This is a genomic window from Cedecea sp. FDAARGOS_727, from assembly GCF_012273235.1.
Taxonomy (GTDB): Bacteria; Pseudomonadota; Gammaproteobacteria; order Enterobacterales; family Enterobacteriaceae; genus Cedecea; species Cedecea davisae.
The window spans coordinates 2,743,808-2,753,813 of the sequence record NZ_CP050966.1 but is presented as its reverse complement, the minus strand read 5'-3'; the positions used below and the strand labels follow the sequence as shown (position 1 = coordinate 2,753,813).

Genomic DNA, 10,006 nt, shown 5'->3' with positions numbered 1-10,006 from the left:
AAAAAATGCGTTTCGTCATCAAAGAAAATACCAATAAAGCCCTACATTACGCATAACAATTAGCCATAAGGTCAGGATGTTTTGTATTCCAGCATTAGCCTGTATCCTTTAAATGCGTCGCCCTTCCCCAACTCGTTAATTCAATAGCTTCGCCCCCAACATTCAACACACTATAAGCGGCATTTTGGTGTCCATATCTTCTTAAATCATCATTAATAGCTCCGCCTTTTAATTGCCAAATTAATATCTCCAGCACATGACCATGACTAACAATAATGACTGTTTTATCTTCATGCTTCCCGGACAACTCTTTCAGAAAGGATAAAAGGCGGTTACTGACATCAAAAACCGTTTCACCACCCGGTATTGCCGTCTGCGGACTCCCGGAAAGAAGGCGCTCAGCCATCCCAGGATACTCTCTAAGCGTCTGTGCAAATTGCATTCCCTGAAGCACGCCAAAGTGGCGCTCATGCAACCGTTCATCGCAGGTCAGCAGGCAGCTAAACTGGTTAGCCAGCACCCGTGCCGTGCTTTTAGCGCGCGAAGCCGGGGACGTATAAATATGCGAAACTGAGTAATCTGCCAGAGCAGCCCCCAGGGCAATAACTTGTCTATGCCCGCGATCCGTTATCCGACTGTCTAACCGCCCCTGAATAACCCCCTGCCGGTTCGCTTCACTTTCCCCATGTCTAACCACAATAACCTGCATTCTCTTCCCTTATGCTGACGTTTGATTTAGCATCACCTTAATTTAGAACTATATAAAATAATGATTTATGAAATCTGAGCTCATACAACTTCAATCCAGCGCTGAAAGCGCCGCGAAGCTGCTCAAAGCGATGAGCAACCCCAGGCGATTACTGATCCTTTGCCTGCTACTCGACTCACCGGGCACCGGCGCGGGCCAGCTGGCCTCTGCCACGGGTTTAAGCCCGTCGGCCACCTCCCAACATCTGGCGCGTATGAAAGATGAGGGGCTTATTGAGAGCCAGCGTAGCGCCCAGCGAGTCCTCTATTTCATTAAAGATAGCGCGGTACGCGAAGTCATAGCGGCGCTGAAATCCATTTATTGTCCTTAAGGAGCATGATGAACGTTTCTGCCATCTCGCCGGAAGAAGCTAAAAAGCTGATTACCGAAGGCGCCGCGCTGATAGACATCCGTGAACCGGATGAATATGCGCGAGAAAATATCCCTGAGGCCCATTTGCTGCCACTTTCAGCCATTAAAAACGGTGCACGCCTGGGGCCGCTAGATCCTCATGATGTCGTGATTTTTCACTGCCAGTCGGGTATGCGCTCAACCCAGAATGCACAAAAGCTGGCGGAAATAGCCGAGCCAGCTCGCGTATTGCTGCTGGCAGGCGGGCTGGATAGCTGGAAAAAATTAGGCCAGGAAGTGCAAGAAGACAAGAGCCAGCCCATGCCGATGATGCGGCAGGTGCAAATTGTGGCTGGTGCGCTGATCCTGCTTGGCGTTTTGCTGGGTTACGGCGTCAATCAGGGGTTCTTCCTGCTTCCCGGTTTTGTTGGCGCGGGCCTGGTGTTTGCCGGAGTTACCGGGTTTTGTGGCATGGCTCGCCTGCTGGCCCATATGCCCTGGAACCGACGCTAGCCGCGATGTTGCTTTATCCGCTCCGGTTTCTGATCTATGGTTATCAACGCGGCGCTGCTGCATTAAATTCCCTTAGCATTCAGAGGTTTTTTATGTTTAAACCAGGTGATGTTGTTCAGCCCAATCAGGGTGGTCCTAAGCTGCAGGTGGTTGAGGTTCAGGGAGAAGAGATAATTTGTGTTCCCGCCTCGGCGCCGGGCGCGGAAAAGCTAACGCTGAAAGCGGACTCCGTATCGCTGTACAAAGAAGAAGGTGATTTCGGCGTTTGCTAAGCCATAAAATTTCGGCGTGAATCGCTTCACGCCGAAATTATCAATATAAAGTGCCCCTATCCTTGTTATCGCCATTCATAAACAACCGGGCACGGCGGAAATCCAGGTCAGCAATCAATAACCCTTCTCATACCCCGCAAAAAAACATCGAACCGCTACGTCGGCGTTAACCTCTTTGAGAAAATCAACTACCGACTCTTTATCCAGGTGATAACGGCGAGTCAGCACGCCCGCTTCCCAGGCCGCCCGCTGGCGATCGCCGGTCTGCTCGGCCATTCGATGGGTAAAGCCCAGCACAAAGCCGCGTTTATAATCAGAACAGAAGCGCTCAACGTTCACCGCACTGTCGGCCTGCCTGGCCTTCAGCCCGGCCATTAAGCCTTTACCAAAATGATTATCCATCAGTGACTCCTCACCACTCGCTATATACAAAATTATATAACGATTTATCCAGCAATGGGTATCCCTAAAACCCATGCTTTTGCGTGGATTTCATCGGTTGTGAAACGAGAAAGTCATCTCATTGATATCCCATAGAAAGATAAAACAAGAACCACAAAATCAGGAAATGCCAGCACGGAACTGTGTTTCATCGCACTTTATCGACAAAATTTCGATAAATAAAAATTTTGAGCTAATTGATAGATTCAATGTAGAGATATAATCTACTCACAATAAATTAGTTACTCCATAACACCATACTTAGGCATAAAAAGTAGTGTATATGGCTACTTTTAACCCGGAGTCAACATTATGTTTTCCCCTGAGTCACGCTTACGCCATGCGGCAGCAGATATTTTTGCAATGGTAGTGTATTGCTCGGTAGTGAATATGATGATTGAGATCTTTCTCTCCGGAATGAGCTTCGAGCAGTCGCTCTCTTCTCGCCTCGTGGCGGTGCCGGTCAATATTATTATCGCCTGGCCCTACGGTTTCTACCGTGACGCCTTTATGCGCACCGCGCGCCGCGTTTCTCCGGCAAGCTGGGCTAAAAATCTCGCTGACGTACTGGCCTACGTGACTTTCCAGTCACCCATTTACGTTGCGATTCTTTGGAGTGTGGGTGCGGACTGGCATCAGATTGTGGCGGCTGTGACTTCCAACCTTCTGATCTCAATGATAATGGGTGCCGCTTACGGCTACTTCCTGGATTTCTGCCGCCGCCTGTTTCGCGTCAGCGGCGCTATCGGAATGAAAGCGGGAGCCTGAGCCACGTTGTTAGAATAACGACTGGCGCAACTGCCAGTCGTTGACTCAATCAGTCTCGCCAAATAATCCTGCCAAATACCTTTCCAGCGCAATACGAGAACTAAACCCGTGCGGTATACCATAATGCTCGTGCGTGTCACCGGCCAGGTAGAGCGGGAACTGCTGATAGTGATCGCAGGTTTTCATCTCAGAAGCCGGGTCTGCCAGCATCTGGCTGCGCTCTCTGAGGGTTGGGTGAATAATCAGCGCGGTGCGCCCCATGCGCGCTTCGCGATTAACATAGACGTAATTCTCGCCACGGCGATAACCGTAAGTTTTTGCTGTTACCACATCCATGGTAAAACCCGATCTCTCCAGAACTCGGGCCACCTCATCCGGTCGTAAATACATAGATTTTCCTCGTCATCATTTACTGCCAGGCAACGATACAATAAGCAGCATCGGCAACGCTTTCGGAATTGTCCAGAAAGCCCGTCAATAGCCATGGCTCGCCACATAACCAAAATTCATGGTCTACACTTAGCTCTACATCTTGAAAAGGGAGAGATACATGGCTAGTCGAGCAAACAAAAATGACGTTGATGTTCAGGTAGACGAGATTAATAACGATGTCACCCAGCTTGCGGATACGCTGGAAGATGTACTCAAGTCCTTCGGCAGCGACGCAAAAGATGAAGTTGATGCGGCGCGTAAAAAAGCCGAAGCGCTGCTAAAAGAGACGCGTGCACGCCTTAACGGCAGCCAGGGGCGTGTCACTCAGGCGGCACGAGACGCTGCCGGTTGCGCGGATTCATACGTTCGCGACAAACCGTGGCAAAGCGTGGGTATTGGTGCCGCTGTGGGGATTGTCATTGGCGCACTGCTGGTTTCCCGCCGCTAACACCCTGCTATTGCAGTAGATAAATGATACTAAATGCGCGTTCAGCCCCGGAGCCTTTGCTTCGGGGTTTTTATTTTAGCGCCAACCTCAGTTGAAGCGCGTAACGCTGCGCCATTTCATAAGAGTTGATATTGGTAAAGCTCATCAGCAGTCCCCCCTGCGTTGACGGCTTAATGCGCCAGTAGCTTAAGGCCTGCACCGCCAGTCCCGCAGCTCTTGCCCGGTCTGCCAATACTTTGTCATCCCCTGCGACCTCCATTACCATTTGGATCCCTCCTTCCTGCGGAACAACCGAAAAGCCCTGCTCACGTAGCGCGTTTTCCAGCCACAGCCGCCGCTCGGCGTAGCAGTGTCGCATCTTTTTAAGGTGCCGCCAGAAGTGCCCTTCACGGAGAAAGTCGGCAATTGTCTGCTGGATTAACACCGGTGCGGTACAGGGCTGCCTGCGCGCCCGGGCCTGAAAATCATCGACCGCATGGCGCGGAACCACCAGCCACGCCACGCGCAGTGCCGGAAACATAGACTTGCTGAACGTTCCGGCGTAAATCACTCGCTGCGGGCTATCCAGGCTTTTCAGCGGCGGCAGCGGCTTACCGTGATAGCGAAATTCGCTGTCGTAGTCGTCTTCGATTATCCAGCTTTGCTGGCGGCTGGCCCAGTCCAGCAGGGCGTGCCGGCGGGGCAGAGAAAGCGCCATACCCAGCGGGCTTTGGTGCGCCGGAGTCAATAAGGCAAAGCGGGCATCAGGATAATGGGTAATGCCAAAATCAATCTGCATACCCTCGTCATCAACCGGCACGGCCTGGAGCTGCATACCGGCACGCGCAAAGTCCGGGCGCACAAAACGATAGCCAGGATCTTCCAGCCATATACCGTCGCCCGGGCGGGCCAGGGTGGAGAGCACCAGCGCAATTGCCGCCTGAAAACCTGAAGTGATAAAAATCTGCTCGGGCTGGCAATCGATGCTGCGGGAAAAGCGCAGGTAATCGGCTATGGCCTGCTTAAGACCGGCCTCGCCGCCCGGCTCCGGCAGCATCAGATCGAAGCGCGTTTGCTGGCGCAGACGCCGCCCCATAAGCCTTGCCCAAATTGCACGCGGAAAAGCGTCCAGCGCCGGAAGCCCCATCTGAAATGGAAGCGGAGCGCCCTGCGGCCTTGGGGCGGAGAAACTGTCGCTCCCTGAGCCGCTTTTCACCGAGGGGCTGACGAAGGTTCCCGCCTGCCCTCGTCGTTCCAGCCAGCCCTGGGCTACCAGTTCTCCATAGGCGCTTTCAACCGTTGCTCTCGCCACGCCGAGCTCCAGCGCCATGGTGCGGCTGGAAGGAAGCCGGCTGCCCGCCGTTAACTCACCGCCGTTTATCGCCCGCTTTAACTGACGGGCAATTTGCTGGTAACGAGGCAGTGTGTGGTGAGGAGAAACGGTAAACGCCGTGGGCTTTGCTTTCATGGTCTGGTTTTTAAGTTAATTTTTGGCTCTCTTTAATAGTCCATCATAGTGCTAAATTTCCCTCACACCAACATGAGGAAAAAAACATGACCGAATTACGCCAGCCTTACTATGAGCTCTCTCCGAACGTGTTCAACCCGATGAAACAGGCATTGCAGGGGCTGGAAAACGGCCCGCTGAGCAACGAGCTGATTGAACTGGTTTTTCTGCGTGTCTCGCAAATTAACGGCTGCGCCTACTGCCTGGAAATGCACTCAAAGGCGCTGCGTAAGTCAGGCGTCGAGCAGGTGAAGCTGGACTCTCTGGCGGGCTGGAAAGTGAGCCATCGATTCTCGGACAAAGAGCGTGCGGCGCTCGCCTGGGCGGAAGCCATCACCCTGATTGCCGACAGCAATGCCGAAGATGAAGTCTACCAGCCGCTACTACAGTTTTTCAGCGCCGAAGAGATTGTCGACCTGACGCTGGCGGCCAGCATGATGAATGCTTTTAACCGGGTTGCGGTTGGTATGCGCCAGTAAAATCTTTGCCCCTCACCCTGACCCTCTCCCCAAAGGGGCGAGGGAATGAAAAACGCACGGTGCCATGCCCCTCTCTCCTGAAAAGTGAAGAGATGAAAAAACGCTTTTGTAGAACTTTCTCCCTCTCCCTCCCCGGGTGAGGGTTTCCTCCATCATTTCACTGCACTTTTCAATTTCGTAAAATCAATCTAAAAACCCTATATGTTGCGTTGTTGCAAAAAATAAAATCAACATCTAGTATTCATTGCAACGAAACACCACTACCCCAACGCGACGAAACGCGCCGCTTTGTTATTCTAAAGGTAAATACGAATCATGCGCATTACTATTTACACCAAAACAGACTGTGTTCAGTGTCATGCCACCAAACGGGCGATGGAGAGCCGCGGTTTTACTTTCGATTTGATTAGCCTGGACCAAAACCCGGAGGCGGCGGACGACCTTCGGGCCCAGGGATACCGTCAGTTGCCGGTAGTGGTCACCGAGCAGGAAAGCTGGAGCGGCTTCCGCCCGGACATGATCAACCGCCTTAGCGTCGCCGCCAGCGCATGAGCAGCCTCGTCTACTTCTCCAGCGAGTCGGAAAATACCCTGCGCTTTATTGAGCGTCTCGGGCTACCCGCGCTGCGCATCCCGCTGGAGGTAAAAGCGCGGCTGGAAGTGACGGAGCCTTATATTTTAATTGTGCCCAGCTACGGCGGAGGTGGAATTGCCGGAGCCGTTCCGCCGCAGGTGATCCGCTTTTTAAACAATCCGCAAAATCGGGCGCTCATCCGCGGCGTGATTGCGAGCGGTAACCGCAGCTTTGGCGAAGGGTTTTGCCGCGCCGGGGACGTCATTTCACAAAAGTGCCGGGTGCCTTATCTCTATCGTTTTGAGCTACTGGGCACCCCGCAAGACATCGAAAACGTGCGTAAGGGAGTAAGCGAATTTTGGCAACGACAGAAGCAGTCCGCGTAGCGGCGCCGAGCGTGGACTATCACGCGCTCAACGCCATGCTCAACCTCTATGATAAAGAGGGCAATATCCAGTTTGATAAGGACAGGCAGGCCGTGGATTGCTTCTTTGAGCAGTACGTTGTGCCGAATACCGTAGCCTTCCCGAGCCAGCAGGCGAAGCTTGATTACCTGGTGGCCGAACACTATTACGATGAAAGCGTGCTCACACGCTACTCCAGCCGTTTTGTGCTGGCGCTTTTTGACCGCGCCCACGGCAGCGGCTTTCAGTTCCAGACCTTCCTCGGCGCGTGGAAGTATTACACCAGCTACACCCTGAAAACGTGGGACGGAAAACAGTATCTGGAACACTTCCCCGACCGCGTTTGCATGGTGGCCCTGACTCTGGCGCAGGGCGACGAGCAACTTGCAGCGCGCCTGATGGATGAGATGTTGAGCGGACGCTTCCAGCCCGCCACGCCGACTTTCCTGAACTGCGGTAAAAAACAGCGCGGCGAATTAGTCTCCTGCTTCCTGCTGCGTATTGAAGACAATATGGAATCGATTGGCCGGGCGGTTAACTCGGCGCTCCAGCTTTCCAAGCGCGGCGGCGGCGTGGCATTTTTGCTCTCCAACCTGCGTGAGGCAGGTGCGCCAATCAAACGTATTGAAAACCAGTCTTCCGGCGTTATCCCGGTAATGAAAATGCTCGAAGACGCGTTTTCCTACGCGAACCAGCTTGGCGCTCGCCAGGGAGCTGGCGCGGTGTACCTCAACGCACACCACCCAGATATCCTGCGCTTCCTTGACACCAAACGCGAAAACGCCGATGAGAAGATCCGCATTAAAACGTTGTCGCTCGGCGTAACCATCCCGGATATCACTTTCCATCTGGCCAAAACCAACCAGCAGATGGCGCTGTTCTCGCCCTACGACGTGGAGCGTATTTACGGTAAGCCGTTCGGAGATATCAGCGTCAACGACCTTTACCAGCAGATGGTGGACGACGAACGCATCCGTAAAAGCTGGATTAATGCCCGCGACTTCTTCCAGACTCTGGCTGAGATCCAGTTTGAGTCCGGTTATCCGTACATCATGTTTGAAGATACGGTTAACCGCGCCAATCCGATTGCCGGGCGCATAAATATGAGCAACCTGTGCTCGGAGATTTTACAGGTTAACAGCGCCTCCACCTTTGACGAAAACCTCGACTACGCGCAGATTGGCAAAGATATCTCCTGCAATCTCGGTTCGCTAAATATCGCCCACACCATGGACTCTCCTGACTTCGCTGGCACGGTGGAAACGGCAATTCGCGGGCTGACGGCAGTTTCTGATATGAGCCATATTCGTTCGGTGCCATCGGTCGAGGCGGGGAACGCTGCCTCCCACGCCATCGGCCTTGGGCAGATGAATCTCCATGGCTACCTGGCACGAGAGGGCATTGCCTACGGCTCCCCCGAAGGGCTGGATTTCACCAACATCTATTTTTACACCATTACCTGGCACGCATTGCATGCGTCCAATACCCTGGCGCGCGAACGCCATCAAAGCTTTGCCGGATTTGAACACTCGCGCTATGCCAGCGGCGAATACTTCCGCCAGTATCTGGAGCAAAGCTGGGAGCCAAAAACAGAGAAAGTGCGCACCCTCTTTGAAAAAGCAGGCATAACTATCCCGGCCCGCGAGCAGTGGCAGCGGCTGTGCGATGACGTGCGCAAATATGGTTTATATAACCAGAACCTACAGGCAATCCCGCCAACGGGATCTATTTCGTACATCAACCACGCTACTTCGAGCATTCACCCGATTGTTTCAAGAATTGAGATCCGTAAAGAGGGCAAAACGGGGCGCGTTTACTATCCCGCCCCGTTTATGACCAACGACAATCTTGAGTTTTACCAGGACGCCTACGACATCGGCCCGGAAAAAATTATCGACACCTACGCCGAAGCCACACGGCACGTTGACCAGGGGCTTTCGCTGACGCTGTTCTTCCGCGATACCGCCACCACCCGCGATATTAATAAAGCGCAGATTTACGCCTGGAAGAAAGGCATTAAGACGCTTTACTACATCCGTCTGCGGCAGATGGCGCTGGAAGGTACAGAGGTTCAGGGCTGCGTGTCCTGTGCGTTATAGAGCGAAAGAACAAGGAGAAGTCATGACGCAACTTACGCGCGTAAGCGCCATCAACTGGAACAAGATCGAGGATGAGAAAGACCTCGAAGTCTGGAATCGCCTGACCAGCAACTTCTGGCTGCCGGAAAAAGTACCGCTGTCTAATGATATTCCGGCCTGGCAATCGCTCAGCGAGCCGGAGCAGCAGTTGGTTATTCGCGTATTTACCGGGCTGACGCTGCTGGACACCATTCAAAATACCGTTGGCGCACCGGCGCTGATGGCCGACTCGCTAACGCCGCACGAAGAGGCGGTGATGTCGAACATCAGCTTTATGGAGGCGGTACACGCCCGCTCCTATAGCTCGATATTTTCCACACTCTGCCAGACTAAAGACGTGGACGCCGCTTACGAATGGAGCGAGCAAAACCCGGCATTGCAGCGCAAGGCGCAAATTATTCTCGACCATTATCAGAACGATGATCCGCTGAAGAAAAAAATCGCCAGCGTGTTTCTCGAATCATTCCTGTTCTATTCCGGCTTCTGGCTGCCGATGTACTACTCCAGCCGCGGCAAGCTCACCAATACCGCCGACCTTATTCGGCTGATTATTCGTGACGAAGCGGTGCACGGCTATTACATCGGCTACAAGTACCAAAAGGCGCTGGCACAGCAGAGCGTGGAGAGGAAAAACGAGCTGCAAAACTTCGCTCTGGACCTGCTGATGGATCTTTACGACAACGAGCTGAGCTACAGCGAAACGCTCTACCGCGAGTTGGGCTGGGAAGATGAAGTCAAAGGCTTCCTCAGCTACAACGCTAACAAGGCGTTAATGAACCTCGGCTACCAGGCGCTGTTCCCGGCGGAAATGGCGGAGGTAAATCCAGCTATTCTTGCCGCGCTGTCGCCGAACGCCGATGAAAATCACGACTTTTTCTCCGGTTCCGGCTCCTCTTATGTGATGGGCAAAGCGGTGGAAACCGAAGACGACGATTGGGATTTCTAGTAGGCTG

The 10,006-nt window shown here is 53.2% G+C and carries 14 protein-coding genes; 10 read left to right on the top strand and 4 right to left on the bottom strand.

The window, feature by feature from the left end; all coding sequences use genetic code 11:
- Positions 1-94: 94 nt before the first annotated feature.
- Complete coding sequence (locus FOC35_RS13165) at positions 95-709, bottom strand: histidine phosphatase family protein (RefSeq protein WP_172569119.1); 615 nt, start codon at positions 707-709, stop codon at positions 95-97.
- A 67-nt stretch (positions 710-776) separates the two neighbouring features.
- Here FOC35_RS13165 and FOC35_RS13160 point away from each other — a divergent pair, with 67 nt between their 5' ends.
- The 3 genes from FOC35_RS13160 to FOC35_RS13150 all read left to right on the top strand — a co-directional run bounded on the left by FOC35_RS13160 (position 777) and on the right by FOC35_RS13150 (position 1,884).
- Positions 777-1,079 (top strand): helix-turn-helix transcriptional regulator, encoded by a 303-nt coding sequence (locus FOC35_RS13160; protein ID WP_172569118.1) that lies wholly within the window; start codon positions 777-779, stop codon positions 1,077-1,079.
- Positions 1,080-1,087: 8 nt separating this feature from the next.
- Entirely contained in the window at positions 1,088-1,612 is a 525-nt protein-coding gene (locus FOC35_RS13155) for a rhodanese family protein (protein ID WP_039898712.1), read from the top strand.
- A gap of 92 nt (positions 1,613-1,704) precedes the next feature.
- A complete protein-coding gene (locus tag FOC35_RS13150; protein ID WP_172569117.1) occupies positions 1,705-1,884 on the top strand; it encodes a hypothetical protein in 180 nt (59 codons plus the stop codon).
- Between the two features lie 114 nt (positions 1,885-1,998).
- Here FOC35_RS13150 and FOC35_RS13145 read toward each other — a convergent pair whose 3' ends face one another.
- Complete coding sequence (locus tag FOC35_RS13145) at positions 1,999-2,286, bottom strand: DUF2623 family protein (RefSeq protein WP_039898714.1); 288 nt, start codon at positions 2,284-2,286, stop codon at positions 1,999-2,001.
- A 351-nt stretch (positions 2,287-2,637) separates the two neighbouring features.
- On the opposite strand from FOC35_RS13145, the gene FOC35_RS13140 reads away from it, so the two are divergent.
- On the top strand, positions 2,638-3,093 hold the full coding sequence (locus FOC35_RS13140) for an L-alanine exporter AlaE (protein ID WP_172569116.1): 456 nt from the start codon (positions 2,638-2,640) through the stop codon (positions 3,091-3,093).
- 45 nt (positions 3,094-3,138) lie between these two features.
- On the opposite strand, the gene FOC35_RS13135 is transcribed toward FOC35_RS13140, so the two are convergent.
- Positions 3,139-3,483, bottom strand: a complete 345-nt coding sequence (locus FOC35_RS13135; RefSeq protein WP_172569115.1) for a DUF2002 family protein — start codon at positions 3,481-3,483, stop codon at positions 3,139-3,141.
- A gap of 160 nt (positions 3,484-3,643) precedes the next feature.
- Here FOC35_RS13135 and FOC35_RS13130 point away from each other — a divergent pair, with 160 nt between their 5' ends.
- Positions 3,644-3,973 (top strand): DUF883 family protein, encoded by a 330-nt coding sequence (locus tag FOC35_RS13130; RefSeq protein ID WP_016537948.1) that lies wholly within the window; start codon positions 3,644-3,646, stop codon positions 3,971-3,973.
- A 70-nt stretch (positions 3,974-4,043) separates the two neighbouring features.
- Here FOC35_RS13130 and FOC35_RS13125 read toward each other — a convergent pair whose 3' ends face one another.
- A complete protein-coding gene (locus FOC35_RS13125; RefSeq protein ID WP_172570365.1) occupies positions 4,044-5,375 on the bottom strand; it encodes a PLP-dependent aminotransferase family protein in 1,332 nt (443 codons plus the stop codon).
- A 131-nt stretch (positions 5,376-5,506) separates the two neighbouring features.
- On the opposite strand from FOC35_RS13125, the gene FOC35_RS13120 reads away from it, so the two are divergent.
- From FOC35_RS13120 to nrdF, 5 genes are all read left to right on the top strand, one after another.
- The gene (locus FOC35_RS13120) at positions 5,507-5,938 is read left to right on the top strand and encodes a carboxymuconolactone decarboxylase family protein (protein WP_016537950.1); all 432 of its coding nucleotides are present in this window, start codon (positions 5,507-5,509) and stop codon (positions 5,936-5,938) included.
- Positions 5,939-6,253: 315 nt separating this feature from the next.
- A complete protein-coding gene (gene nrdH, locus FOC35_RS13115) occupies positions 6,254-6,490 on the top strand; it encodes a glutaredoxin-like protein NrdH (RefSeq protein WP_016537951.1) in 237 nt (78 codons plus the stop codon).
- Complete coding sequence (gene nrdI / locus FOC35_RS13110) at positions 6,487-6,897, top strand: class Ib ribonucleoside-diphosphate reductase assembly flavoprotein NrdI (RefSeq protein ID WP_172569114.1); 411 nt, start codon at positions 6,487-6,489, stop codon at positions 6,895-6,897. Before nrdH ends, nrdI begins: the two co-directional genes overlap by 4 nt.
- Entirely contained in the window at positions 6,870-9,014 is a 2,145-nt protein-coding gene (gene nrdE, locus FOC35_RS13105) for a class 1b ribonucleoside-diphosphate reductase subunit alpha (RefSeq protein ID WP_172569113.1), read from the top strand. Before nrdI ends, nrdE begins: the two co-directional genes overlap by 28 nt.
- Before the next feature lie 22 nt (positions 9,015-9,036).
- Positions 9,037-9,999, top strand: a complete 963-nt coding sequence (gene nrdF, locus FOC35_RS13100) for a class 1b ribonucleoside-diphosphate reductase subunit beta (protein WP_172569112.1) — start codon at positions 9,037-9,039, stop codon at positions 9,997-9,999.
- Positions 10,000-10,006: the final 7 nt, after the last annotated feature.

Excerpts from the sequence above, each read along its gene's own strand:
- nrdH (WP_016537951.1), top strand. The coding sequence starts at position 6,254 with ATGCGCATTACTATTTACACCAAAACAGACTGTGTTCAGTGTCATGCC.
- FOC35_RS13120 (WP_016537950.1), top strand. The coding sequence starts at position 5,507 with ATGACCGAATTACGCCAGCCTTACTATGAGCTCTCTCCGAACGTGTTC.
- FOC35_RS13165 (WP_172569119.1), bottom strand. The coding sequence starts at position 709 with ATGCAGGTTATTGTGGTTAGACATGGGGAAAGTGAAGCGAACCGGCAG.
- FOC35_RS13145 (WP_039898714.1), bottom strand. The coding sequence starts at position 2,286 with ATGGATAATCATTTTGGTAAAGGCTTAATGGCCGGGCTGAAGGCCAGG.
- nrdF (WP_172569112.1), top strand. The coding sequence starts at position 9,037 with ATGACGCAACTTACGCGCGTAAGCGCCATCAACTGGAACAAGATCGAG.
- FOC35_RS13130 (WP_016537948.1), top strand. The coding sequence starts at position 3,644 with ATGGCTAGTCGAGCAAACAAAAATGACGTTGATGTTCAGGTAGACGAG.
- FOC35_RS13150 (WP_172569117.1), top strand. The coding sequence starts at position 1,705 with ATGTTTAAACCAGGTGATGTTGTTCAGCCCAATCAGGGTGGTCCTAAG.
- FOC35_RS13160 (WP_172569118.1), top strand. The coding sequence starts at position 777 with ATGAAATCTGAGCTCATACAACTTCAATCCAGCGCTGAAAGCGCCGCG.
- FOC35_RS13135 (WP_172569115.1), bottom strand. The coding sequence starts at position 3,483 with ATGTATTTACGACCGGATGAGGTGGCCCGAGTTCTGGAGAGATCGGGT.
- nrdI (WP_172569114.1), top strand. The coding sequence starts at position 6,487 with ATGAGCAGCCTCGTCTACTTCTCCAGCGAGTCGGAAAATACCCTGCGC.
- FOC35_RS13140 (WP_172569116.1), top strand. The coding sequence starts at position 2,638 with ATGTTTTCCCCTGAGTCACGCTTACGCCATGCGGCAGCAGATATTTTT.
- FOC35_RS13155 (WP_039898712.1), top strand. The coding sequence starts at position 1,088 with ATGAACGTTTCTGCCATCTCGCCGGAAGAAGCTAAAAAGCTGATTACC.